Source organism: Streptomyces sp. NPDC020192 (assembly GCF_044388685.1).
Lineage (GTDB): Bacteria > Actinomycetota > Actinomycetes > Streptomycetales > Streptomycetaceae > Streptomyces.
Window position 1 is genome coordinate 1 of the sequence record NZ_JBIRXG010000001.1, and the last position, 24,265, is coordinate 24,265.

The window sequence follows — 24,265 nt, forward strand, 5'->3', positions numbered from 1 at the left end:
GTTCACAGCGTCCTCGCTGTGTTATTTCAAAGGAACCTCGTCCCAGCAGATGCTGGAGACGGGGTATCAACATATCTGGCGTTGATTTTTGGCACACTGTTGAGTTCTCAAGGAACGGTCGCTTCCTTTGTACTCACCCTCTCGGGCTTTCCTCCGGGCTTCCCTTCGGTGTTTCCGACTCTATCAGATCCTTTCGGCGTCTGATTCCCGGTCGGCGGGTTGTCTTCGGGCTTTTGGGCTTTCGCCCGTCGGCCTTTCGACATTCACTACGTTAGCTCATTTCCTCGGCGACTCATAATCGAGTCTCGCGAGTTCGAATTTCGGGCACGCGGGCGCGCCGAAATCGACCCCGGCGAAGGGGTTGAAGCTAGGTAGTGGGGTGGCCGCTCCGGCTGCTGGCGATTGCCGTACCCGGTTCAGCGGCTTGGGATACATTACGCACCTTCCAGGGACGCGTCAACTTGAGCGACGCCTCGGTACATGCGCCCGATAGGGGCTGACTGTCGGGTCGTCAGCGATCCAGTAGCGCCACGGATGGACATCGCCGTTGCCGCCCTCTCCGGCGACTCCGGTGCGAGGACCGTTCCGTACCTGGTGAGCGGGGATTTTCGTGCCGGTCAGCATCCGCAACGGTGTCTTGCCGCGCGCGCACGCGTCCGTGCCGTTCAGGGCGCGATCGACCTCGAGGGCGGTGGCCAGGCGGGCCGGGCCTTTGGCCAGTTCCTTGTCGTTGCGGGCCGAAAGTCGACGTTTACGGGCGAGGTCGGTGCCCTCGACGACCTCGCCGGCGCGCAGCAGGACGGCGCTCGCCCGGCCCTCGGGACCGCAGACGAGGTTCATGCAGTGCCACATGCCGTAGGTGAAGTAGACGTACACATGACCGGGCGGGCCGTACATCACCTCGTTGCGGGCGGTGCGGCCACGGTAGGCGTGGGAGCCGGGGTCGTTCGGGCCGTCGTACGCCTCGACCTCCGTGAGACGGACGGCGATCGGGCCGTCGGGGGTCGTACGGACCAGGATGCGGCCGAGGAGGTCCGGGGCCACCTCCAGGACCGGGCGGTCGAAGAACCCTCTGGGCAGTGGCGTACGGTCCGGGGGCGCGATCATGCCGTCCGAGGGTAATGGAGACCGGGCGCGGCGCCGGCGGAACCGGTCAGGGGCGGGGCGCGTTTGTAGGGGTCAAGGGTCCGTTCGTAAAGGGAGAGTCAATGGCGTTCAAGAAGCTGCTCGCGAGTCTCGGTGCCGGTGGGGCCTCGGTGGAGACCGTGCTGACCGAGGTCAACGTGGTGCCGGGCGGCGTCGTCCAGGGTGAGGTGCGAATCCAGGGCGGGTCTGTGAACCAGAACATCGAGGGGCTGTCCGTCGGGCTGCAGGCCAAGGTCGAGGTGGAGAGCGGCGACCAGGAGTACAAGCAGGACATCGAGTTCACCAAGGCACGGCTCGGCGGGGCCTTCGAGCTGCAGGCCGGCGCGGCGCACGCGGTGCCGTTCGGGCTCGAGATCCCCTGGGAGACGCCGGTCACGATGATCGACGGGCAGGCGCTGCGCGGGATGCACATCGGGGTGACGACCGAGCTGGCGATCGCACGCGCCGTGGATTCCGGCGACCTGGACCCGATCCACGTACACCCGCTGCCGGCGCAGAAGGCGATCCTGGACGCCTTCATCCAGCTGGGCTTCCGCTTCAAGAACGCGGACATGGAGCGCGGGCACATCCGGGGGACGCGGCAGACGCTGCCGTTCTACCAGGAGATCGAGTTCCACCCGCCGTCGCAGTACCGGGGCCTGAACCAGGTCGAGCTGAGCTTCGTGGCCGACGCGCACGCGATGGACGTCGTGCTGGAGATGGACAAGAAGCCGGGTCTGTTCAGCGAGGGATCGGACACCTACCGGTCCTTCCAGGTGGGTCTGAACGACTGGCAGGGGACCGACTGGGCGGCTTATCTGAACCAGTGGCTGTCCGAGGTCGGCAGCAAGCGCAACTGGTTCTAGGCTCGGGGACTGCTGGTTCCAGATCTTCGATCAGGAGGTACCGAGGTGACCGAGCTCAAGCGGCGGCCGCTCCCCCACGATTTCCATCCGCCCGTGCCGTCGTTCACGGTGACGAGCGCGGACATCGAGGAGGGTGCGACGCTCAAGGACGCTCAGGTCCACGCGAAGGGCAACACCTCGCCGCAGCTGCGCTGGGAGGGTTTCCCGCCGGAGACCAAGAGCTTCGCCGTGACCTGCTACGACCCGGATGCGCCGACCGGCAGCGGGTTCTGGCACTGGGTCCTGTTCGACATCCCGGCCTCGGTGACGGAGCTGCCGGCGGGTGCGGGCGGCGGCACGTTCGAGGGGCTGCCCGAGGGCGCGGTGCATGTGCGCAACGACTACGGGTCGAAGGACTTCGGCGGTGCCGCGCCGCCGCCCGGGGACGGGCCGCACCGGTACGTCTTCACGGTGTACGCCGTGGACCAGGAGAAGCTCGGCCCGGACGCCGACGTCTCGCCGGCCGTCATCGGCTTCAATCTGCGGTTCCACGCCCTGGCGCGTGCGCAGCTCATCGGTGAGTACGAGAACCCCGCGCAGGGCTGAGCGCGACGTCGTGATTCAGCCAAGCGTTCATTGAACGTTTGTCCGCCTCCGGTCTTGGAAGTGATCGGAGGCGGGCATTTTTTATTGCGTTGTCCATCTCGGCGCGCCCGTCCAGAGTTGATCCAAGCCCGCCGGGGGTGGGCAGGTGCACACGGGAGGTGGGCTGGATGCGTGACACGCTGGTTCTGAACGCGAGCTTCGAGCCGCTGTCGACGGTGACCTTGAACCGAGCCGTCGTTCTGGTGCTGCAGGACAAGGCCGTGGTCGAGCAGGCCCATCCCGAGCTGCGGATGCGCGGTGCCGATGTGGACATACCGGCGCCTCGGGTGATCAGGCTGTGCAGGTACGTACGGGTGCCGTTCCGAAGACAAGCTCCGTGGTCGAGGCGGGGGGTGCTGGTCCGGGACCGGCACCGGTGCGCCTACTGCGGGCGCAGGGCCACGACGGTGGACCACGTGGTGCCCCGGGCGCAGGGTGGCACCGACTCGTGGCTGAACACGGTGGCCTCGTGCGCGGAGGACAATCACCGCAAGGCGGCCCGGACTCCGGAGCAGGCGGGTATGCCGTTGCTTCGCCAACCGTTCGAGCCCACTCCGCAGGACGCGATGTTGCTGGCGCTCGGGGCCGATGAGTTCGAGGCGCTTCCGGAGTGGCTGTCACAGCCCGCCGCGTAGCTCAATGGAGAGGGGCTCACCTTCCGGTCCGAGGAAGGTGAGCCCCTCTCCATGTCCGATGGGGGTCAGTCGATGCTCGGCTTCTCCCTGCGGTCCGTGCCGTTGTTCTGGGGCGGGATCGAGTTGCCACCGTTGCCCGAACCACCGCCCAGGGTGCCGAAGTTGCCCATCGCGCCGGAGAGGCCCTTGAGGGCGTCGCCGATTTCGCTGGGGACGATCCAGAGCTTGTTGGCGTCGCCCTCGGCGATCTTCGGGAGCATCTGGAGGTACTGGTAGGAGAGGAGCTTCTGGTCGGGGTCGCCGGCGTGGATCGCCTCGAAGACGGTGCGGACGGCCTGGGCCTCGCCCTCGGCGCGCAGGGCGGCGGCCTTGGCCTCGCCTTCGGCGCGCAGGATCTGGGACTGCTTCTCACCTTCGGCGGTGAGGATGGCGGCCTGGCGCGTACCTTCGGCGGTGAGGATCGCGGCGCGCTTGTCACGGTCGGCGCGCATCTGCTTCTCCATCGAGTCCTGGATGGAGGTGGGCGGTTCGATGGCCTTGAGTTCCACGCGGTTGACGCGGATGCCCCACTTGCCCGTCGCCTCGTCGAGGACGCCGCGCAGGGCCGCGTTGATCTCCTCGCGGGAGGTGAGGGTGCGTTCGAGGTCCATGCCGCCGATGATGTTCCGGAGCGTGGTGACCGTGAGCTGCTCGATCGCCTGGATGTAGCTGGCGACCTCGTAGGTGGCCGCCCGCGCGTCCGTGACCTGGTAGTAGATGACCGTGTCGATGTTCACGACCAGGTTGTCCTGGGTGATCACCGGCTGGGGCGGGAACGGTACGACCTGTTCGCGCAGGTCGATGCGGTTGCGGATGGTGTCGATGAACGGGACCACGATGTTGAGGCCCGCGTTCAGGGTCCGCGTGTAGCGGCCGAAGCGCTCGACGATGGCGGCGCTTGCCTGTGGGATGACCTGGATGGTCTTGATCAGGGCGATGAAGACCAACACCACCAGAATGACCAGGACGATGATGACCGCGTCCATCGTGCTCCCCGTGCCCCTCTCCGCCTCGCCTCTTCGGCAGATCTTATGGCTGTTGAAGATCTTGCTGGTCGAGTCTGACAGACTGCCGCCCAACTCGCGGGCCGGATGGCTCAGATGACGATGGCGGTGGCCCCCTCGATCTCCACGACGTCCACCTCCTGGCCTGCTTCGTAGACGCGCCCGGTGTCCAGGGCGCGTGCCGACCAGACTTCGCCGGCGAGTTTGATGCGGCCGCCGGAGCCGTCGACCCGTTCCAGTACGACGGCCTGCTTGCCCTTCAACGCGTCGATACCGGTGGCGAGTTGAGGGCGTTGTCTGGTGTGCCGGGCGGCGATGGGCCGGACGACGGCGATGAGGGCGACGGAGACGGCGACGAACGCGAGGACCTGGACCACGCCGTTGAAGCCGAGTGCGGCGACGACGGCGGCCGCGATGGCTCCCACCGCCAGCATGCCGAACTCCGGCATCGCGGTGACGACAAGCGGAATGCCGAGCGCCGCCGCGCCGACGAGCCACCACACCCATGCGTCGATGTCGTTCACATGGTCATGGTAGGGCCGGGGTCGGGCGGCGGACAGGGCGCGAACGGGAAGCGCGGAGGGCTCAGGACAGGGGCAGGCCCTGCGCGGTCCAGCGGTCGCCGACCTGCTCCACGACGAGCGGGAGGCCGAAGCAGAGGGAGAGGTTGCGGGAGGTGAGCTCCAGCTCGATGGGGCCCGCGGCGAGGACCTTGCCCTGGCGGATCATGAGGACGTGGGTGAAGCCGGGCGCGATCTCCTCGACGTGGTGCGTCACCATGATCATCGAGGGGGCGATCGGGTCGCGGGCGAGCCGGCCCAGGCGGCGGACCAGGTCCTCACGGCCGCCGAGGTCGAGGCCGGCGGCGGGCTCGTCCAGCAGGAGCAGCTCGGGGTCGGTCATCAGGGCACGGGCGATGAGGGTGCGCTTGCGCTCGCCCTCGGAGAGGGTGCCGAAGCGGCGGTCCACGTAGTCGGTCATGCCGAGGCGGTCGAGGAAGGCGCGGGCGCGCTGCTCGTCGACCTCGTCGTACTCCTCCTGCCAGTGGGCCGTCATGCCGTAGGCGGCGGTCAGGACGGTCTCCAGGACGGTCTGGCGCTTGGGCAGCTTCTCGGCCATGGCGATGCCGGCCATGCCGATACGGGGGCGCAGGTCGAAGACGTCGACCTTGCCGAGGGTGTCGCCGAGGATGGTGGCGGTGCCCTTGCTGGGGTAGAGGTAGCTGGAGGCGACGTTCAGGAGGGTGGTCTTGCCGGCGCCGTTGGGGCCGAGGATGACCCAGCGCTCGCCCTCCTTCACCGACCAGGAGACCTGGTCCACCAGAGCCCGGCCCTCACGGATCACGGATACGTCCTGAAGCTCCAGAACATCGCTCATGAGCGCGTTGTCTCCCCTTGCAGTGTGGCCGGTCTCGGCTGTCGCGTACGCCTGTGGCTCGGGCCGCAGTGCCGGTGGGCGCGGCCCTTATGAAATCTACGCCACGAGTGCCCCGCTCCATTCCATCGGTCCGGTCCTTAGGGTGGGGGCATGCTCTCGGAACCGCGTTCAGGACGCCTCGCCGCTTGGGGAAATGCCCTTTTGGCCGGACTTGTCTCTCCGGATGACGCCGCACTCGCCATCGTGGGCGAGGACGCGGTGCACCGGGTGGAGGGGCTGCCCGGGGAGTCCGCGCCGGTCGGGCTCACGCTCGCGCTGGGGCGGCTGCGCACGCTGGGGGTGACGGGGCTGCGGGTGGCGCTGCCCGCGCCCGGGCATCCGCTGGGGCTGAGCGGCCCGCCGGAGTTCAACGCGCGGGCGCTGGAGTCCGAGGAGGCGGTGATCTGCTTCGGGGCCGCGTTCGGGCTGGTGCCGGAGGTCCACGAGGCCGGGCCCGCGGGTGATGTGCATGCCGAGGTGGTCTGGCACGTACTGCCGGTACGGGAGGCGCCACCCGCCGACGTGCCGTCGCTGGGCGAGGCCGAGCGGGAGCTGGCGGAGGCGCTGCGCGAGGCGACCGAGGTGCTGTCGAAGCTGGACGTCGCCGGGTCGGGTCCGGTGGCGGAGGCGGCGATCGACGCGTACCGGGCGCGGGCCGAGCGCGGGCGTGAGGTGCTGGCGCCGGGATATCCGCCGCGAGCGGTGCGGGTGTTGAAGCTGGCACGGCGGGTGGCGCTGCTGGTGTCGCTGGCGTACGGGAACGGGCACGGGGGTGCGGTCAGTTCCAGCGAGATGGCGGCCCGGGCGGAGGCGTTGCGGCCCGTCGAGCGTACGGCGCGGCGGGCGCAGGTGGCGGCGTACAACTCCGTTGTGGAGGAGCGGGAGCGGGGGGCTCGGTAGGTCGCTCGGGCGCCCGGCGCCGGTGCGCGTACCGTGCGCCGGACACGTGACAGGCCTCCCGGTGCACTCGGGAGGCCTGTGGTCAGTGTCGGCGGGACGTCACTGGTTGACGCCGAGGTTGCCGAAGGCCGGGTTCAGTGCGCCGATGACGCTCGCGCTGTTGCCGACCACGTTCACCGGGATGTGCACCGGCACCTGAGCGACATTGCCCGAGACGACGCCCGGGGAGCCCTGGGCCTCGCCGGCGGCCTGGGCGCCACCGTGGGCGGAGGCCAGGCCCGCACCGGCGGCCACGAGGCCACCGGCCACCATCGTCACGGCCGCTGCCTTCTTCAGGTTCTTCACTTTCCAACCCCTCCTAAGCGTTCACCACGGCGGTTCGCCGCGGCACGCACTGGAGAACGGGCGGGCCGGCCGAAGGATGCGCCGTCCGGGTGACATTCCCACGACGGTATGAATCTCAGTCCGGAGCCTGACCCTCAGGGTTGCCGTACGTGACGGTCGCGGTGAGCGGCGGGGAGGGCGTCGGGGAGCGCTTTCAGCTGGTCACGCCGTGGCGTACGGCCCACAGCGCGGCCTGGGTACGGTCGGCGAGGTCGAGTTTCATCAGGATGTTGGAGACATGCGTCTTGACGGTCTTCTCGGACAGGACGAGGGCGCGGGCTATCTCGCGGTTGGAGCGGCCGTCCGCGATCAGGCCGAGCACCTCGGTCTCCCGCTCGGTCAGTGAACCGCCCCTGCCCTGGCCGGAGTTTGCCTCCTCCTGGGAGAGCAGGGCGTCGGCGACCTCGGGCTGGAGCAGGATGTGGCCGGCGTGCACGGAGCGGATGGCACCGGCGAGGGCGTCGGGGTCCACGTCCTTGTAGACGTATCCGGCGGCGCCCGCGCGCAGGGCGGGGACGACCGTGCGCTGTTCGGTGAAGCTGGTGACGATCAGCACGCGCGCGGGGTTGGCGAGTTCGCGGAGCTTGCGCAGGGCGTCGATACCGTCCATGCCCGGCATCTTGACGTCCATCAGGACGACGTCCGGGCGCAGTTCCTCGGCGCGGGCGACTCCCTCGGCGCCGTCGGCCGCCTCGCCGACGACCTCGATGTCGTCCTGCACCTCCAGGAAGGTCCGCAGGCCCCGGCGGACTACCTGGTGGTCGTCGACGAGCAGCACCTTGATCGGGTCAGCCACCGGGGACCTCCATCTCGATCGTGGTGCCCTTGCCGGGCACCGATTCCACGGTCAGTGTGCCGCCGACCCCGCTCGCCCGGTCCCGCATCGAGACCAGGCCCAGATGCCGTCCCGCGCGGCGGACGGCCTGCGGGTCGAAGCCGCTGCCGTCGTCGCCGACGCGCAGCACGGCTCCGCCGCCGCGCCGGTCGACGCTCACCGCGACGTGTTCGGCGCCGGAGTGGCGCAGCGCGTTGTGCAGGGCCTCCTGGGCGACCCGGAGCAGGGCTTCCTCCTGGGCGGCGGGCAGGGCGCGGAAGCCGTTGCTGGTGAAGGTCACGCGCGCGGTGTGGGCGCGGTCGAGGACCTGGGTCTGGGTGCGCAGGGTGGCGATGAGGCCGTCCTCGTCGAGGGCGGCGGGGCGCAACTCCACGACGGCGGCGCGCAGTTCGTCGGCGGCCTCGGCGGCGAGCGTGGCGACCTGGTGGAGTTCGCCCTTGGCGCGGGCGGGGTCGCGGTCGACGAGGGCCGCGGCGGCCTGGGCGGTCAGACGCAGGGAGAAGAGCTTCTGGCTGACCGCGTCGTGCAGTTCGTGGGCGAGGCGGGAGCGTTCCTCGGCGATGGTCAGCTCGCGGCTGCGTTCGTAGAGCCGGGCGTTGGTGAGGGCGATGGCGGCGTGCTGGGCGAGGATGGAGAGCAGCTCCTGGTCCTCTTCCGTGAAGCCGCAACTTCCCTCCGGCTTGGGGCGCGGGGGGTGTGGGGGGTGTGGGGGGTGTCCCCCCACAGAATGCAGCTTGTTGGCGAGGAACAGGGCGCCGATGACCTCGTCGCCGTCACGGATGGGCAGGCCGAGGAAGTCGACCAGGTCGGGGTGGGCGGAGGGCCAGCCCTCGAAGCGGGGGTCCTTGCGTACGTCGGCGAGGCGCTCGGGGCGGGCTTCGCGCAGCATCGCGGCGAGGATGCCGTGCTGGCGGGGCAGCGGGCCGATGGCCTTCCACTCGGCGTCGCTGACGCCGTCGACCACGAACTGGGCGAAGCCGCCGTGGTCGTCGGGGACACCGAGGGCGGCGTACTGCGCGTCGAGCAGCTCGCGGGCGGAGGCGACGATCGTCTTGAGGACGTCGCGCACCTCCAGATGCCTGCTCATGGCCAACAGCGCGGAACTGACCGCGGCGAGGCCGGACCGGGGGCCTTGACTCATGTCCTCACGGTACCGGCGGGGTGTGACAGCGGGGATCGGACCTGTGACGGCCCGGGTCCGGTCCGCTGGTCGTAGGACCGCCGGTGTAGGTCCCCGGGCCCCGGACGTGCGGTGTACGCCGAAGGGCCCCTGCGGTTTGCGGCCCGCGTCCGAGGCGGCCCGGGTGGTGCCGTTCCTACGTTGTGGTCACGGCCCGGCGGCGGGCGGTGGACGACGAGGGGACGGTAGTCATGCCGGTGGCGATCATCACGGGGGCCTCGAAGGGGCTGGGGCGGGCGCTGGCCGAGGGGCTGGCCGCGCGGGGCTGGGATCTGGTGCTGGACGCGCGGGGTGCGACCGCGCTGAAGGAGGCCGCGGAGGCGCTCGCGGGGCACGGCACGCGCGTGGAGGTGCTGCCCGGTGATGTCACGGACGCCGGGCACCGGGCCGCGCTGGTGGCCGCCGCGCGCCGGCTGGGCGGGGTCGATCTGCTGGTGAGCAATGCGAGCGCGCTGGGCGCCGAGCCGCTGGTGCCGCTGGCCGAGCTGCCGGTGGAGGGGCTGCGGCGGGCGCTGGAGGTGAATGTGGTGGCAGCGCTGGGGCTGGTCCAGGAGGCGCTGCCGCTGTTGCGTGGGGCGTCGGCCGGGACGGTGATCGCGGTCAGCTCGGACGCGGCGGCCGAGGCGTACGGGACGTGGGGCGGCTACGGCGCCTCGAAGGCGGCCCTGGACCAGCTCGCGGCGGTGCTGGGCGTGGAGGAGCCGGCCGTGCGGGTGTGGGCGGTGGACCCCGGGGACATGGCGACCGACCTGTACGCGGCGGCCGTACCCGACGACCCCGACCCGCGTCCGGCGCCGGCCGCCGTCGTACCGGCGTTTCTGCGGCTGCTGGACGAGCGGCCGGTCAGCGGGCGGTATGCGGCTTCGGCTCTGCTGGAGCGCCCATGAGGACCGCCTTCCGGGTCCCCGAGGAGCTGTCCGCGCGGGTGCCGGCCGAGCAGCGGGGGCCGGGACTGGACCGGGACTGCGTACGGCTGCTGGTGTCGCGCGGTACGGAGGTGACGCATCACGGGTTCCGTGAGCTGCCGGGGCTGCTGCGGGCCGGGGATCTGCTGGTGGTGAACACCTCGCCCACGCGGGCCGCCGCGGTGAGCGGGCGGATCGGGTACGCGCGCGTGGTGGTCCATTTCTCCACGCGCGGCGACGACGGACGGTGGGCGGTCGAGCTGCGGGAACCGGACGGCCGGGGCACCACGCGCGCGCGTACGGGCACGTGTGCGGGGACAACGGTGTCGCTGCCGGGCGGGGCGCGGCTGGTACTGGAGGAGCCGCTGAGCGCGCGCGGGGAGCGGCTGTGGTGGGCGCGGGCCGCCGGGGCGGACGTAGGGGACGTACTGAGGGGGCACGGGCGGCCGATTCGTTACTCCTATACGCAGCGGGACCAGCCACTGTCGGCGTACCAGACGGTCTTCGCGCTGCCGTCCGCGGACGGGCAGGGCAGTGCGGAGATGCCGAGTGCGGCGCGGCCGTTCACGGCGCCGCTGGTGGCGGAGCTGGTGAGCCGGGGTGTGCAGTTCGCGCCCGTCACGCTGCACACGGGGGTGGCGTCGGCGGAGGCGCACGAGCCGCCGTATCCGGAGCGGTTCCAGGTGCCGGAGGCATCGGCTCGGCTGATCAACGCCGTGCGGGCCGGGGACCGGCGGGTGGTCGCCGTGGGGACGACGGCCGTGCGGGCCGTGGAGTCGGCGGCCGGGGCGGACGGGGTGGTGCGGGCGGCCGAGGGGTGGACGGATCTGGTGGTCACGCCGGAGCGCGGGGTGCGGGTGGTGGACGGGCTGCTGACCGGGCTGCACGAGCCGGAGGCCTCGCATCTGCTGATGCTGGAGGCGGTCGCGGGGCGGGCCGCGGTCGACCGTGCCTACGACGAGGCGCTGCGCGGGCTCTATCTGTGGCACGAGTTCGGCGACGTCCATCTCATCCTCCCGGAGGAGGGGTCTCACGCAGAGCGTTGCGATGGCAACTCATGGTGAAACCGTTACGTCTCCGATGTGAGGCCGCACATAGGGCCCACGTCACGTACGAACGGGCATAGGAGATAAAGCATCCCCACATGAACGGGACAGACGGTCTAGTCTGTCCCGTTTTGCCCTTCCCTGATCCACTACCCGGGATCGTACGTCACATCTTTGCCTGGGAATTTTGCGCCAGCTAAGAATTGCTCCCGTCGCTCAGCGCCGTGGGTCACCGGCCCGCGGCGTTCGTGCGGGAGGAGCCGATTCTCCCGGCGGACGCAGGAGCGACCTCCGCGCTCACGAGAGGTCCATATGCCCAAGCACGTTCTCACCCGAGTTCATAGTCGCGCCCTGACCAAGCAGGGCAAGATCGCCGCCGCCGGCGTCGTCGCACTCGGCACCGCCGCCCTGGCCTTCTCGGCCGTCCCGGGCCACGCCGAGACCGTCACCACCGGTGCCCCGGCCGCCGCCGCCCAGGTCGCGAGCAGCGCGGCGCTGAAGAACGTCAAGGGCACGGTCACCGACCAGCTCGCCACCGAGACGGTCAAGCTCGACTCCCTCGCCGCGAAGAAGAAGGCCGCCGACGAGGCCGCGGCGAAGAAGGCCGCCGACGAGGCCGCGAAGAAGGCCGCCGCCGAGGCCGCCGCGAAGAAGGCCGCCCAGGACCGTGCCGCCGCCGAGGCCGCGAGCCGCTCGGCGCAGCGCCCGCAGATGGAGATGGTCGCCGCCACCAAGACGTACGCGAACAACCTCGACGGCTGGATCCGCGAGTCCCTGGACATCATGAGGGCCAAGGGCATCCCCGGCTCCTACAGCGGCCTGCACCGCAACATCATCCGGGAGTCCTCGGGCAACCCGATGGCCATCAACAACTGGGACATCAACGCCGTCAACGGCATCCCGTCCAAGGGCCTGCTGCAGGTGATCCAGCCCACCTTCAACGCCTACCACGTGGCGGGCACGTCGTGGAACATCTACGACCCGGTCGCCAACATCACCGCCGCCGCCAACTACGCGGCGCACCGCTACGGCTCGATGGACAACGTCAACAGCGCGTACTGAGGCCTGGCGCGGACCTCTCCGACGTAACGACGTAACGCCGAAGGGCGGCACCCCGTCACGGGAGTGCCGCCCTTCGGCGTTCTCGCTGCACGCGCGCGTGCCTACTTGCGCATGACCTCCGGCTCGTGGCGGCGCAGGAAGCGGGCCACGAAGAAGCCGCAGATCACACCGAGTGCGATCAGCGCGACCATGTCCAGGGTCCAGGCCCCGCCCGTGTGGTTCCACAGCGGGTCGGTGCTGCTCGGGTTGTCGGTGTTCGGCGCGATGTTGTTGAAGTCCAGCGTGGCGCCAGCCGCGGCCACCGCCCAGCGCGACGGCATCAGGTACGAGAACTCGTTGACGCCGAGCGTGCCGTGCAGGGTGAACAGGCAGCCGGTGAAGACGACCTGGATGATCGCGAACATCACCAGCAGCGGCATGGTCTTCTCGGCGGTCTTCACCAGCGAGGAGATCACCAGGCCGAACATCATCGAGGTGAAGCCGAGCGCCATGATCGGCACACACAGCTCGAACAGCGTCGAGCCGCCGAGTACGACGCCCTGGTCCGGGATCTCGCGGCTGGAGAAGCCGATCACGCCGACCAGCAGGCCCTGCAGCACCGTGACGGCGCCGAGCACGACCACCTTCGACATCAGGTAGGCCGACCGGGACAGACCGGTCGCACGCTCCCGCTCGTAGATGACCCGTTCCTTGATCAGCTCACGGACCGAGTTCGCGGCGCCCGCGAAGCACGCGCCGACGGCGAGGATCAGCAGCACCGTGGTGGCCGTGCCGTTCGGGATGTGCGCGCCGGTGCGCGGGTTGATCGCGGCGTTGACCAGCAGGCCCCGCTTGTGGTCGATCAGGAGGCTGACCGAGCCGAGCACCGCCGGCAGGATCACCGTCAGCGCCAGGAAGCCCTTGTCGGAGACGATCACCGACACATAGCGCCGGATCAGGGTCATCAGCTGCGAGCCCCACGCCTGCGGCTTGGGCGGCTTGATGGCCTGCGGCGGAGGCATGTGCGCGGGTACGGACTGCGGAGCGGCCGCGTCGATGTCCGCCGCGTACATCTGGTAGTGCTGCGAGCCCTTCCAGCGGCCCGCCCAGTCGTAGTCGCGGTAGTTCTCGAAGGCGGAGAAGACGTCGGCCCAGCTGTCGTAGCCGAAGAAGTTCAGCGCCTCCTCCGGCGGGCCGAAGTAGGCGACCGAGCCGCCCGGCGCCATCACCAGGAGCTTGTCGCAGATCGCCAGCTCGGCCACCGAGTGGGTGACGACGAGGACCGTACGGCCGTCGTCGGCGAGGCCGCGCAGCAGCTGCATGACATCGCGGTCCATGCCCGGGTCGAGGCCGGAGGTCGGCTCGTCCAGGAAGATCAGCGACGGCTTGGTGAGCAGCTCCAGGGCCACCGAGACACGCTTGCGCTGGCCGCCGGACAGGGAGGTGACCTTCTTGTCCTTGTGGACGTCCAGCTTCAGCTCGCGCAGCACCTCCTCGATGCGGGCGTCGCGCTCGGCCGCGGTGGTGTCGGCCGGGAAGCGCAGCTTGGCCGCGTACTTCAGGGCCTTCTTGACCGTCAGCTCCTTGTGCAGGATGTCGTCCTGCGGGACCAGACCGATGCGCTGGCGCAGCTCGGCGAACTGCTTGTACAGGTTCCGGTTGTCGTACAGCACCTCGCCCTGGTTGGCGGGCCGGTAGCCGGTCAGCGCCTTGAGCAGGGTCGACTTGCCGGAGCCGGACGGGCCGATGACCGCGATCAGGGACTTCTCCGGGACACCGAAGGAGACGTCCTTCAGGATCTGCTTGCCGCCGTCGACCGTGACGGTCAGATGGCGCGCGGAGAAGGAGACCTCACCGGTGTCGACGAACTCCTCGAGCCGGTCACCGACGATCCGGAAGGTGGAGTGGCCGACGCCGACGATGTCGTTCGGGCCGAGCTGGACCGAGCCGCCCTTGGGCACCGGATGACCGTTGACGTACGTGCCGTTGTGCGAGCCCAGGTCGCGGATCTCGAAGCGCCCGTCGGGCGTCGAGTGGAACTCGGCGTGGTGCCGGGAGACCTGGAGGTCGGAGACGACCAGCTCGTTCTCCAGGGCACGGCCGATGCGCATCACACGGCCGATGGAGAACTGGTGGAACGTGGTCGGGCTCCGGTCGCCGTAGACCGGCGGCGCCCCCGCACCACCACCGGGCGCCTTCTGCGCGTACTGCTCGGCGGGACCCGCCTGCTGCTGCGGGAACGCCGATGCCTGCGGCTGCTGCCAACCGCCCTGTTGCGGTGCCGACGCCTGCTGCGGTACGGCGCCCTGCGGGGCCGCCGCTGCCTGCTGCGGCGCCTGCTGGGCCCAGCCCGGAGCGGCGGCCTGCGCACCGGCGCCCTGCGCGGCGTACGGCGCGGGCTGCTGCTGCGCGGCCGCGGCACCGGACAGATTCAGCCGCGGTCCGTCGGTCGCGTTGCCGAGGTGCAGCGCCGAGCCCGGGCCGATCTCCATGTGCTGGATCCGTTGGCCCTGCACGAACGTGCCGTTGGTGCTGCCGTGGTCCTCGATGACCCAACTACGGCCGTTGAAGCTGACCGTTGCGTGCCGCCAGGACACCCTGGCGTCGTCGAAGACGATGTCACCCTGCGGATCGCGGCCGAGGGTGTACGGCCTGGACGGATCCAGCGTCCAGGTCCGTCCGTTTGATTCCAGAACGAGTTCAGGCACTCCATGCCCCACTGAGTTGTCCCCCGAATTACCCCCATCACAGGGAGTCTAGGGATGTCGAACATCGGGGGGAACTATTTCAGGCTCCGCCCCCTGACCGAAACCCGGGCCTTGTCACCGATGCACCTGTGCGCTCCAACTCGCGCCGTTGACGGGGTTGAAATCCGTCCGGAGAGTGGTAATCCCGGCGAGGGGGACACACTCTGCCGTGCCGTCGCGCCGCGGTTCGGCGGGATCTGCCATGAGGTGCCATGAGGGGATCGGGGGGTCTGCCATGAGCTCAGCCACGCGTGCGGGGACGGCACGGCGCACCGGAAAAGTGCCGTGGGTCGACGCCATGTTGTCCGCGGTCGCGGCGGTGAGCTGGGCGTTGATCGGGATGGCCGGCACGGCCGCGCTCGGTCTGCATCTGCTCCAGGCGGACACGGCGGGCTCACTGGGCCCCATGACGGCGGCCGTTGTGGCGCTCGGGGCGGGTGGTTCGGTCTCACCGTCTGGCGATGTGTCCGCTTTCGGACTGAAAGGCGCCGAGGCGCACACGGCCATCGAGATCACGCCACTCGGGGTGAGTCTGGTCGGCGCCCTGCTGTTGTCGTGGTTCTTCCTACGGTCCTTGCGCACGGCCGGAGTTGTCATCGCGCCCGCCGAACTCCTCGCGCGCGTGGGCACGATGGTCGTGCTCTTCGTGGCGATGCTGGGCGGTCTCGCCTGGGCCGGGCACGACGTCGTCACCATCGACGGCGGCTCGCTCGACACGGACAAACTGCCGGGCGCGGGCGGCAAGGGAGGCGGCGGACTGACCCTGCCCGGCCTCGGGGACGTGAGCGGGCTCTTACCGCACCGGATCGGCGGCCTGATCCACGCCAAGGCCGGCGTCGGCTTCACCGTGGACACCCCGGCCACGCTGCTGGGCGGCCTCGGCTGGTGCGCCGGGGTCCTGCTGATCGCCCTGCTGGCGGCCCGTCGCGCCCCGCTGCCGCCGGGCTGGTCCGCGGTGCACCGGGTGGTACGGCCGGCGGTCTCGGCGCTCGTCGCCGTCCTCCTGCTGGCCGTCGCGGCTGGGCTCGCCGCGGCGGCGTACGCGGCGATCGGCGACGACCATCCCCGCCGGATCGCCGGCGCGGCCCTGCTCGGCGCTCCGAACGGCGTCTGGCTCGGTCTGCCCCTCGGGCTGTTCGTCCCCTGGGACGGCCACGCGACGGGCCTCCTGCGCACGGTCCTCCCCCACCCCCTGGATCAGCTCATCGGCACGAACTCCGACCGGCCGGTGACCCTGAGCCGACTGGCCGGCCTGGACGGCCGGGTGTGGCTGCTGGCGGTGGCGGCCGCGCTGGCGATGCTGCTGGCGGGCGTGCTCACGGCGGTCCGCACGCCGGTGGTACGACGGTCCGACGGCGGCCTGGGCAGCGAGGGGCGCCCGGTACGCACGCCGGGGGCACGGCCGGCTGACAGCGCCCTCGACCGTGTGAGGTGGCCGGGCGACACCGCCCTCGGCCATGGGGTACCGCCGTCCGGCAGCCCACCCGGTCGTGAGGCGCGGCCGTCCGACACCGCCCTCGGCCTGGCCGCTCGCTGTGCCCTGCGTCTTGGCGTCGTGACCGCCCTCGCCCTCCCGTTCCTCGCCTGGTTGACCGACGTCTCCGTGACCGCGTCCCTGTCCGTCCTCGGCTTCGACGCCTTCGGCGCGGGTGTCGTCCTGCACGGCCACCTCGGCGCCGGGCTGCTGCTGGGGGCGGTGTGGGGTGCGGGCGCCGGAGCGGCGGGGGCGCTGCTGGCCTGGGTCACGGGGGCGGCGGGGTGGGGGGCCGTGTGGGCGGCTCGCGGAGCGTCGGCAGCGGTGGCGGCCGACCGGACCGGGGGCGAGGAGGAGGTGTACGGCCCCGGGCGCGGGGGCGGGGCCGAGGCTTCGGGGTACGGCGGCGCTGGTGCCGGGGACTCCGGGCGCCCCGGACACGGCGACGGCATCGGGCCGTACGCGCCGGGTACGCCGTACCGACCGCCGAACCCGGACACCAACCCCTATCTCCGGGTACCGGAAGACCTCCAGGAGCCGACGGACGACAGGTCGAGGGCCGCCGGGCACGACCTGTACGGCGCTCCGACCGTCGCCGGGCCGCTCGACCCCGCTCCCCCGCGTCCTCGACGCCGTCCCACGCCGCGGCCCGGTGAGCGTGCGCAGCGGCCGGACGGCACCGAGTGGCCACCGCCGCCCCCGCCACCCCCGCCACCGGCACCGCCGGGGAAGCCGAAGCGGCACGGGTGACTCCGTCGCCCTTGGTTGCGCTCCTTGTACGGGGGCACGATCCCGGGTGAACAGGCCGTCTCCCGATGGCAAGATCCCCGACACCGGCCGGACATCCATTGTTCCGTGTCCGTCAGGCGGACCTCGGCGGCGCAGGGCACGGGGTGCCGGATACGGTGGTGACACCATGAGCGCTTCGCAGACCTCCGCTTCACAGACCCCCGAGGTCCCCACTCTCCTCGTCAAGATCTTCGGCAAGGACAGGCCGGGCATCACGGCGGGCCTGTTCGACACCCTGGCCGCCTACCTCGTCGACGTGGTCGACATCGAGCAGGTCGTCACCCGGGGCCGACTGGTGCTGTGCGCGCTGGTGACCCAGCCGCCGGCCGGCCTGGAGGGCGACCTGCGGGCCACCGTGCACAGCTGGGCCGAGTCGATGAAGATGCAGGCGGAGATCATCTCCGGGCACGGCGACAACCGTCCGCGCGGTCTCGGGCGCTCGCTGGTGACCGTGCTCGGCCATCCGCTCACCGCCGAGTCGACGGCCGCCGTGGCCGCCCGGATCGCAAAGACCGGCGGCAACATCGACCGCATCTTCCGGCTCGCCAAGTACCCGGTGACGGCGGTGGAGTTCGCCATCTCCGGCGTGGAGACCGAGCCGCTGCGCACCGCCCTGGCCTCCGACGCGGCGGCACTGGGTGTCGACATCGCGGTCGTCTCGGCGGGTCTGCACCGGCGCGCCCAGCGGCTGGTGGTCATGGACGTGGACTCCACCCTGATCCAGGACGAGGTCATCGAGCTCTTCGCCGCGCACGCCGGCTGCGAGGACCAGGTCGCCGAGGTGACGGCGGCGGCGATGCGTGGGGAGCTGGACTTCGAGCAGTCGCTGCACGCGCGCGTGGCACTGCTGAAGGGGCTGGACGCCTCCGTGGTGGAGAAGGTGCGCAACGAGGTCCGGCTGACGCCGGGCGCGCGCACCTTGATCCGTACGCTGAAACGACTCGGCTACCAGGTCGGCGTCGTCTCCGGCGGCTTCACCCAGGTCACGGACGATCTGAAGGAGCGGTTGGGCCTGGACTTCGCGCAGGCCAACACGCTGGAGATCGTCGACGGCAAGCTCACCGGCCGGGTCACGGGCGAGATCGTGGACCGGGCGGGCAAGGCGCGGCTGCTGCGCCGGTTCGCCGCGGAGGCCGGGGTGCCGCTGGTGCAGACGGTGGCGATCGGCGACGGCGCCAACGACCTGGACATGCTGAACGCGGCCGGTCTGGGGGTCGCCTTCAACGCCAAGCCGGTGGTGCGCAAGGCGGCGCACACGGCGGTGAACTTCCCCTTCCTCGACACCGTGCTCTATCTGCTGGGCATCACGCGCGAAGAGGTCGAGGCGGCCGACACGCACGACGAGGACTGAGGCGCTCCGGCCGCGCCCGGACGCAGCGGCCGCCCGGACGGAAAAGGGCCCGGTGCCGCGAGGTGCCGGGCCCTTCCGCGTATGGGTGGGTCAGTCGGCGGGTGCCCAGTAGTCCGTGAGCGTGGCCACGCCCGGCTCGAGGCTCTTCCAGGGGCCGTCGAAGGACAGCAGGGCGAATCCGGCGGGCGGGAGGCCGCGGCGCTCCATCCGCTCGCGGGCATCGCCCTCGGCCGCTCCGGAGAGGATGCCGGCCAGGCCGTGCGCACCGGGGTTGTGGCCGATCAGGATCACGTTGCGCACGTCGTCCGGGGTCTCGTTGAGCACGGCGATCAGCTCGCCGGGCGAGGCCTCGTAGATCCGCTCCTCGTAGACGGTCCTCGGGCGCTCCGTCAGTTCGTGGACGGCGAGCTTCCAGGTCTCGCGGGTCCGGACCGCGGTGGAGCACAGGGCGAGATCGAAGGCGATACCGGTGTCGGCCAGCTTGCGTCCGGCGACGGCGGCGTCCATGCGTCCGCGCTCGGCGAGGGGACGCTCGTGGTCGGACACCTGGGGCCAGTCGGCTTTCGCATGCCGGAAGAGGACGATCCTGTGAGGTTCTGCGGTGCTCATGAGCCCCAGCTTCGCATGAAACAGGCCATGTGGCGCAGGGAGTTGATACGCGGATTCACCGCGCGCGGGGGCTCCGGGTCAGCGCGCGAAAAGCTGCCGGGCGCGCTCGAAGAGCTGGGTGATCGCGGGGTCGCCGCTCGCCGCGTGCGCGTCCGACGGGTTCAGTATCAGCAACAGCAGCGCGACGAACGCGAGCGCCGGCAGGGCGAGGGCCCACCAGGGCAGCCGGATGTCCACACCGCCCGTGGTCGCCGGGTGGGGCCGGGAGTGGGTACGGGCCGACATGATCGCCTCCGTGGGACTTCGAGCGGGTCCGTGACCGCCGTGCGCGGTCACATCTCGAAGCTACGGAATCGGGGGCCGCCAACCCATCCGGACTTCCACCCAGTTGACCCTGACCCTTACCCCCTAAGGGATGGGGGGCTAGCCCCACCAGCGGCCGGGCGGGACGGCCGGCAGAGAGCCCGTCGGTGGCCGGAAGGCGACCCTCAGGGGAGGTGACCTCCGGCTGGAGCCGCCCTCAGGGGGAGGCGATGATCGCGATGACGGCGATAACGGCGAAGATGGCGAAGAACGAGCCGAAGACGATCAGCATCTTCCTCTGGCCGTTCTGCGGGTTCGGGTCGAGCACAGGCTGCATGCCGTCAGTGTCGCACCCGCCCCCCGCGCGCGTGCCGTCGGGGTGACCCGCTCAGCGCGCCGTCGCCTCGTCCTCCACGATGCGGTTGCGGCCCGCCAGGAAGCCGACCAGGATCTGCGGCACCATCAGGCCCGCCATGAGGGCGATGGGCAGACCCCAGCCGCCGCTCTGCTGGTAGAGCACGCCGACCAGCAGCGGGCCGGGGATGGAGATGAGGTAGCCGGTGCTCTGCGCGAACGCGGACAGCTGGGCCACACCCGCACCGCTGCGGGCACGCATGCCGACCATCGTCAGGGCCAGCGGGAAGGCGCAGTTGGAGATGCCGAGCAGCACGGCCCAGGCCCAGGCGCCGCCGGCCGGCGCCAGGTACAGGCCGGCGTAACCGGCCAGCCCGCACACGCCGAGGACCAGCGCGATCGGGCCCTGCTGGGGCAGCCGGGTGGCGACGCGCGGGATGACGAAGGCCAGCGGCACGCCCATCACCATGGTGACGGCGAGCAGCACGCCCGCGGTGCCGGCCGGGACGCCGGCGTCCCGGAAGATCTGTGCCATCCAGCCCATGGTGATGTAGGCGGCGGTGGCCTGGAGGCCGAAGAAGACGGCGAGCGCCCAGGCGGTACGGCTGCGGGTGATGCGCAGGGGCGCGGGCTGTTCCCCGGCCGCGCGGACCGGCTCCGGCCGCTCGGCGGGCGCGGTGCCGCGGTCGCGGACGAGCGGCAGCCAGGGCAGGACGGCGACGGCCGCGAGGGCGGCCCACACGGCGAGGCCGGGCTGCCAGCCACCGCCCAGGGCGTCGGTCAGCGGCACGGTGATCGCGGCGGCCAGCGAGGTGCCCATGGCGAGGGCCATCGAGTACAGGCCGGTCATGGAGCCGACACGGTCGGGGAACCAACGCTTGACGATGACCGGCATGAGCACGTTGCTGACCGCGATGCCCATGAGGGCGAGGGCGCTGGCGGCCAGGAAGCCCGCCGTACTCCCGACGTACGGCCGTATCAGCAGGCCCGCGGTGATGGCGGCCATGCCGGCACACACCACGGCGGCCGGGCCGAAGCGGCGGGCCAGGCGCGGGGCGGTGACGCCGAAGACGGCGAAACAGAGCGGGGGCACGGACGTGAGCAGACCGGCCACGCTGCCGCTCATGCCGAGCCCGTCGCGGACCTCCTCCAGGAGGGCGCCAAGGCTCGTGATGGCCGGGCGGAGGTTCAGTGCGGACAGCACGATGCCGACGACGACCAGACGGGTCGCCCACGCGCGCGTGCGGGCCGCGCCGGGGGTGGTCGTCTCCGTGGTGCCCGCCACGGCTGCGGTGCCGCGTTCGGTCGCCGACGTCGCCGTACGGGTCGGCGCCGTACGGGTCTCAGCCGTACCTGTCTCAGCCGTACGGGTCTGCGTGCTCCGGGTCGCGGTCCGGTTCTCCTCACTGGCCATGCGATCCATCATAGAATGATGGGATGATTGGCTGTCCATTCCCGGGACGTCCGGACCCGGGCCTGTCGTGCGAAGGTGTGCCATGCCCCTGAGCCACCCGCGCCGTTCGGCGCTGTCCGAGCAGGTCATCGCCGCACTGCGCCACCAGATCACCTCCGGCGAGTGGCCGGTCGGCTCACGTATCCCGACGGAACCGGAGCTGGTCGAGCAGCTCGGCGTCGCCCGCAACACGGTCCGCGAGGCCGTCCGCGCGCTCGCGCACAACGGTCTGCTGGACATCCGGCAGGGCTCCGGCACCTATGTGGTGGCGACGAGCGAGCTGGCCGGCGTGATGCACCGCCGGTTCGCCGACGCCGACCCGCGGCACATCGCCGAGCTGCGCGCCGCGCTGGAGTCGGCCGCGGCGAAGCTGGCCGCCGAGCGGCGCACCGAGAAGGACCTCAAGCAGCTGGACACGCTCATGGAGCGGCGCGAGGAGGCCTGGGAGACGGGCGAGGCGGAGGCCTTCGTGACCGCCGACGCCACCTTCCACCTGGCCGTCGTGGCCGCCTCCCACAACGACGTGATGACGGCGCTGTACGCCGACCTGGGCGAGGTGCTGCGGGACTGGCTGCGCGCGGACGTCGGGGCGGAGCTGACCCCGGAGACGTACATGGATCACACAGGGCTGATGGACGCGATCCGCACCGGGGACGCGGAGGCGGCCGCGGCCGAGGCCGCGAGCTATCCGTTCCTGTGCCGCCCGGGCCGGTTCAGCGCACCTTCTGGTGGCTGATCCAGACCGAGCGGACCTCCTTCCAGCACCGGCCCGTGAGCCGTACGGTCAGGGCGGGCGCGGTGTCCACCGGTGCGCTGTCGGTGCCGATGTCCCACCAGCGGGCGCACTTGATGTGCAGGCGTACGCGATCGGTGTCGACATAGGGGTTGTGGCAGTAGGCCACCACGTGGGAGCCGTGCACCGTCGTCCGGCAGGCGGCGCCGAAGAGGCTGGGCGCGGGCGGTTTTCCGTCGGCCACGCGCGCGTGGGGCATCGCGTCGTACGGCAGGGAGAGCACGAGGGCCACGGCCACGGTCACCGGGACCAGGCTTCTGGACAGGCGCACAAGGGGACCTCCTCGGCCGGGCTGGGGAGGATCGCGTGAGGTGAACGCGTACTCCAGGGTGCGCCGTTGGAACGGGTGCCCGCCCGGCGGGTGAGCCGAACGGGTGACACCCGGAACGGCGAGAGGCACATCGGCCGGCCCGCTCACCCCGCCACCACCCGAGCACGAACGACCGGCACCGGACGGCACACCACCGACCGCCCGTACCTGCCACCGTCCCGCTACCCGCCGATGCCCAGCCCCGGCCGGCTGCGGCTGGCGCGGGGGGCGCCGACCGCGGGCTCTCCGCACCGACGTCAGACACACGCCGACCCCAGGCCGGGCCCGCACCTCCCGTCCCCCTTAGTGCGCCCCTCCGACCTCCGGCACGCCCCCGACACGGCCGAGGCCCGCGCCCCCGGAGGGGTGCGGGCCTCGGCCGTCGGCTGTGCCTCAGCGGCAGCGTCACGCGCCGATCGCGTGCAGGCCGCCGTCGACGTGGATGATCTCGCCGGTGGTCTTCGGGAACCAGTCGCTCAGCAGGGCGACGATGCCGCGGCCGGCCGGCTCCGGGTCCTTCAGGTCCCACTCCAGCGGGGAGCGGGTGTCCCAGACGGCGGCCAGCTCGGTGAAGCCCGGGATGGACTTGGCGGCCATGGAACCGATCGGGCCCGCGGAGATGAGGTTGCAGCGGATGTTCTGCTTGCCCAGGTCGCGGGCGATGTAGCGGCTGGTGGCCTCCAGCGCGGCCTTGGCCGGGCCCATCCAGTCGTACTGCGGCCACGCGTACTGCGCGTCGAAGGTGAGGCCGACGACGGAGCCGCCGTTCTGCATCAGCGGCAGGCAGGCCATGGTCAGCGACTTCAGGGAGTACGCCGAGACGTGCATGGCGGTGGCGACGGACTCGAACGGGGTGTTGAGGAAGTTGCCGCCGAGCGCGTCCTGCGGCGCGAAGCCGATGGAGTGCACGACGCCGTCCAGGCCGCCCAGCTCCTCACCGACGATGTCGGCCAGCCGGCCGAGGTGCTCGTCGTTGGTGACGTCCAGCTCGATGACCTTGGTGGGCTTCGGCAGCTTCTTGGCGATGCGCTCGGTCAGCGTGGGCCGCGGGAACGCGGTCAGGATGATCTCCGCGCCCTGCTCCTGGGCCAGCTTGGCCGCGTGGAAGGCGATGGAGGACTCCATCAGCACGCCGGTGATCAGGACGCGCTTGCCCTCGAGGATTCCGCTCATGGTGATCAGTGACCCATTCCCAGTCCGCCGTCAACGGGGATGACGGCTCCAGTGATGTACGAGGCGTCGTCCGAGGCGAGGAACCGCACCGCCGCGGCGATCTCCTCGGGCTGCGCGTAACGGCCGAGCGGCACCTGAGACACGATGTTCTCGCGCTGCTCGTCGGTGAGCACCTTGGTCATGTCGGTGTCGACGAAGCCGGGCGCGACGACGTTGAAGGTGATGTTGCGCGAGCCCAGCTCACGGGCGAGGGACCGGGCGAATCCGACCAGGGCGGCCTTGGAGGCGGCGTAGTTCGCCTGGCCCGCCGAGCCGAGCAGGCCGACGACGGACGAGATCAGGACGACGCGGCCCTTCTTGGCGCGGAGCATGCCGCGGTTGGCGCGCTTGACGACCCGGAAGGTGCCGGTGAGGTTGGTGTCGATGACCGAGGTGAAGTCCTCCTCGGACATGCGCATCAGGAGCTGGTCCTTGGTCACGCCGGCGTTGGCGATCAGTATCTCGACCGGACCGTGCTGGTCCTCGATCTCCTTGTAGGCCTGCTCCACCTGCTCCGGGTCGGTGATGTCGCACTTGACGGCGAGGAAGCCGGCCGGCGGCTCACCCGACCGGTACGTGATCGCGACCTTGTCCCCTGCATCGGCGAATGCGCGGGCGATGGCGAGGCCGATGCCCCGGTTTCCTCCGGTGACGAGAACCGAGCGGCTCAACGGATCACCCTTTCGATAGCGGTCTGAAGCGTCGTACGACCCGCCCGAACACGTCGATGACAGGCGGCTTCATCGAAAACCTATCGGTAGCGCCGCGCGCTCGGGGAAGTGGGCACCGACAGTGGCTCATGCGAGTCGCTGTCGGGTTTCTACAGTCGGCCGTCGGACAGTCGAGGGAGCGGAGGACGCCTGGAACCCT

Annotated in this window: 26 protein-coding genes; 11 read left to right on the plus strand and 15 right to left on the minus strand. The window is 71.0% G+C overall.

Annotated features, from left to right (window positions below; genetic code table 11):
• Positions 1–204, plus strand: a 204-nt coding sequence (locus ACH47Z_RS00005) for a hypothetical protein (protein ID WP_399068753.1), incomplete at its 5' end; no start/stop codon positions are given.
• A 252-nt stretch (positions 205–456) separates the two neighbouring features.
• Here ACH47Z_RS00005 and ACH47Z_RS00010 read toward each other — a convergent pair.
• The gene (locus ACH47Z_RS00010) at positions 457–1,107 is read right to left on the minus strand and encodes a DNA-3-methyladenine glycosylase (protein ID WP_399068755.1); all 651 of its coding nucleotides are present in this window, start codon (positions 1,105–1,107) and stop codon (positions 457–459) included.
• Between the two features lie 101 nt (positions 1,108–1,208).
• Here ACH47Z_RS00010 and ACH47Z_RS00015 point away from each other — a divergent pair, with 101 nt between their 5' ends.
• The 3 genes from ACH47Z_RS00015 (at position 1,209) to ACH47Z_RS00025 (ending at position 3,250) form a co-directional block, all read left to right on the plus strand.
• Positions 1,209–1,991 (plus strand): sporulation protein, encoded by a 783-nt coding sequence (locus tag ACH47Z_RS00015; protein WP_399068757.1) that lies wholly within the window; start codon positions 1,209–1,211, stop codon positions 1,989–1,991.
• 45 nt (positions 1,992–2,036) lie between these two features.
• Positions 2,037–2,576, plus strand: a complete 540-nt coding sequence (locus tag ACH47Z_RS00020; protein WP_399068759.1) for a YbhB/YbcL family Raf kinase inhibitor-like protein — start codon at positions 2,037–2,039, stop codon at positions 2,574–2,576.
• Between the two features lie 167 nt (positions 2,577–2,743).
• Positions 2,744–3,250, plus strand: coding sequence for an HNH endonuclease (locus ACH47Z_RS00025; RefSeq protein ID WP_399068760.1), 507 nt, complete (start codon positions 2,744–2,746; stop codon positions 3,248–3,250).
• Between the two features lie 65 nt (positions 3,251–3,315).
• Here the strand turns inward: ACH47Z_RS00025 and ACH47Z_RS00030 are convergent, their stop codons facing one another.
• The 3 genes from ACH47Z_RS00030 to ACH47Z_RS00040 form a co-directional block, all read right to left on the minus strand.
• On the minus strand, positions 3,316–4,275 hold the full coding sequence (locus tag ACH47Z_RS00030; protein ID WP_399068761.1) for an SPFH domain-containing protein: 960 nt from the start codon (positions 4,273–4,275) through the stop codon (positions 3,316–3,318).
• Between the two features lie 110 nt (positions 4,276–4,385).
• Complete coding sequence (locus ACH47Z_RS00035) at positions 4,386–4,817, minus strand: NfeD family protein (RefSeq protein ID WP_399068763.1); 432 nt, start codon at positions 4,815–4,817, stop codon at positions 4,386–4,388.
• 61 nt (positions 4,818–4,878) lie between these two features.
• Complete coding sequence (locus tag ACH47Z_RS00040) at positions 4,879–5,670, minus strand: ABC transporter ATP-binding protein (protein WP_399068765.1); 792 nt, start codon at positions 5,668–5,670, stop codon at positions 4,879–4,881.
• A gap of 150 nt (positions 5,671–5,820) precedes the next feature.
• On the opposite strand from ACH47Z_RS00040, the gene ACH47Z_RS00045 reads away from it, so the two are divergent.
• Positions 5,821–6,609, plus strand: coding sequence for a hypothetical protein (locus ACH47Z_RS00045; protein ID WP_399068767.1), 789 nt, complete (start codon positions 5,821–5,823; stop codon positions 6,607–6,609).
• 99 nt (positions 6,610–6,708) lie between these two features.
• Here the strand turns inward: ACH47Z_RS00045 and ACH47Z_RS00050 are convergent, their stop codons facing one another.
• The 3 genes from ACH47Z_RS00050 to ACH47Z_RS00060 form a co-directional block, all read right to left on the minus strand.
• Positions 6,709–6,954, minus strand: a complete 246-nt coding sequence (locus ACH47Z_RS00050; protein ID WP_399068769.1) for a chaplin — start codon at positions 6,952–6,954, stop codon at positions 6,709–6,711.
• Positions 6,955–7,147: 193 nt separating this feature from the next.
• Entirely contained in the window at positions 7,148–7,789 is a 642-nt protein-coding gene (locus ACH47Z_RS00055) for a response regulator (RefSeq protein WP_399068771.1), read from the minus strand.
• Positions 7,782–8,969, minus strand: coding sequence for a GAF domain-containing sensor histidine kinase (locus ACH47Z_RS00060; RefSeq protein WP_399068773.1), 1,188 nt, complete (start codon positions 8,967–8,969; stop codon positions 7,782–7,784). Before ACH47Z_RS00060 ends, ACH47Z_RS00055 begins: the two co-directional genes overlap by 8 nt.
• A gap of 230 nt (positions 8,970–9,199) precedes the next feature.
• Here ACH47Z_RS00060 and ACH47Z_RS00065 point away from each other — a divergent pair, with 230 nt between their 5' ends.
• The 3 genes from ACH47Z_RS00065 (at position 9,200) to ACH47Z_RS00075 (ending at position 12,021) form a co-directional block, all read left to right on the plus strand.
• Entirely contained in the window at positions 9,200–9,895 is a 696-nt protein-coding gene (locus ACH47Z_RS00065; RefSeq protein WP_399068775.1) for an SDR family NAD(P)-dependent oxidoreductase, read from the plus strand.
• The gene (locus ACH47Z_RS00070; protein ID WP_399068777.1) at positions 9,892–10,977 is read left to right on the plus strand and encodes an S-adenosylmethionine:tRNA ribosyltransferase-isomerase; all 1,086 of its coding nucleotides are present in this window, start codon (positions 9,892–9,894) and stop codon (positions 10,975–10,977) included. Before ACH47Z_RS00065 ends, ACH47Z_RS00070 begins: the two co-directional genes overlap by 4 nt.
• Positions 10,978–11,271: 294 nt before the next feature.
• On the plus strand, positions 11,272–12,021 hold the full coding sequence (locus ACH47Z_RS00075) for a transglycosylase SLT domain-containing protein (RefSeq protein WP_399068779.1): 750 nt from the start codon (positions 11,272–11,274) through the stop codon (positions 12,019–12,021).
• A 101-nt stretch (positions 12,022–12,122) separates the two neighbouring features.
• Here ACH47Z_RS00075 and ACH47Z_RS00080 read toward each other — a convergent pair whose 3' ends face one another.
• Positions 12,123–14,708 (minus strand): FHA domain-containing protein, encoded by a 2,586-nt coding sequence (locus ACH47Z_RS00080; RefSeq protein WP_399068781.1) that lies wholly within the window; start codon positions 14,706–14,708, stop codon positions 12,123–12,125.
• A gap of 274 nt (positions 14,709–14,982) precedes the next feature.
• Here ACH47Z_RS00080 and ACH47Z_RS00085 point away from each other — a divergent pair, with 274 nt between their 5' ends.
• Complete coding sequence (locus ACH47Z_RS00085; RefSeq protein WP_399068783.1) at positions 14,983–16,971, plus strand: streptophobe family protein; 1,989 nt, start codon at positions 14,983–14,985, stop codon at positions 16,969–16,971.
• A 166-nt stretch (positions 16,972–17,137) separates the two neighbouring features.
• The gene (gene serB, locus ACH47Z_RS00090) at positions 17,138–18,361 is read left to right on the plus strand and encodes a phosphoserine phosphatase SerB (RefSeq protein WP_399068785.1); all 1,224 of its coding nucleotides are present in this window, start codon (positions 17,138–17,140) and stop codon (positions 18,359–18,361) included.
• A 90-nt stretch (positions 18,362–18,451) separates the two neighbouring features.
• Here serB and ACH47Z_RS00095 read toward each other — a convergent pair whose 3' ends face one another.
• The 4 genes from ACH47Z_RS00095 to ACH47Z_RS00110 form a co-directional block, all read right to left on the minus strand.
• Entirely contained in the window at positions 18,452–18,970 is a 519-nt protein-coding gene (locus ACH47Z_RS00095; protein ID WP_399068787.1) for a SixA phosphatase family protein, read from the minus strand.
• A gap of 78 nt (positions 18,971–19,048) precedes the next feature.
• Entirely contained in the window at positions 19,049–19,255 is a 207-nt protein-coding gene (locus ACH47Z_RS00100; RefSeq protein WP_399068789.1) for a hypothetical protein, read from the minus strand.
• 235 nt (positions 19,256–19,490) lie between these two features.
• Entirely contained in the window at positions 19,491–19,610 is a 120-nt protein-coding gene (locus ACH47Z_RS00105) for an SGM_5486 family transporter-associated protein (protein ID WP_399068791.1), read from the minus strand.
• A 51-nt stretch (positions 19,611–19,661) separates the two neighbouring features.
• The gene (locus tag ACH47Z_RS00110) at positions 19,662–21,080 is read right to left on the minus strand and encodes a CynX/NimT family MFS transporter (protein ID WP_399068793.1); all 1,419 of its coding nucleotides are present in this window, start codon (positions 21,078–21,080) and stop codon (positions 19,662–19,664) included.
• A gap of 43 nt (positions 21,081–21,123) precedes the next feature.
• Between ACH47Z_RS00110 and ACH47Z_RS00115 the strand changes: the two genes are divergently transcribed.
• Positions 21,124–21,816, plus strand: coding sequence for a FadR/GntR family transcriptional regulator (locus tag ACH47Z_RS00115; RefSeq protein WP_399068795.1), 693 nt, complete (start codon positions 21,124–21,126; stop codon positions 21,814–21,816).
• Here ACH47Z_RS00115 and ACH47Z_RS00120 read toward each other — a convergent pair.
• The 3 genes from ACH47Z_RS00120 to fabG all read right to left on the minus strand — a co-directional run bounded on the left by ACH47Z_RS00120 (position 21,794) and on the right by fabG (position 24,066).
• Positions 21,794–22,144 carry a hypothetical protein gene (locus ACH47Z_RS00120; protein WP_399068796.1) on the minus strand — a complete coding sequence of 117 codons (351 nt, stop codon included), beginning with the start codon at positions 22,142–22,144 and terminating at the stop codon, positions 21,794–21,796. The genes ACH47Z_RS00115 and ACH47Z_RS00120 overlap by 23 nt on opposite strands.
• Positions 22,145–22,588: 444 nt before the next feature.
• Positions 22,589–23,356: an enoyl-ACP reductase FabI gene (fabI, locus tag ACH47Z_RS00125; protein ID WP_399068798.1), complete on the minus strand. Its 768-nt coding sequence runs from the start codon at positions 23,354–23,356 to the stop codon at positions 22,589–22,591.
• Positions 23,357–23,361: 5 nt separating this feature from the next.
• The gene (gene fabG, locus ACH47Z_RS00130) at positions 23,362–24,066 is read right to left on the minus strand and encodes a 3-oxoacyl-[acyl-carrier-protein] reductase (protein WP_399068800.1); all 705 of its coding nucleotides are present in this window, start codon (positions 24,064–24,066) and stop codon (positions 23,362–23,364) included.
• Positions 24,067–24,265 lie beyond the last annotated feature (199 nt).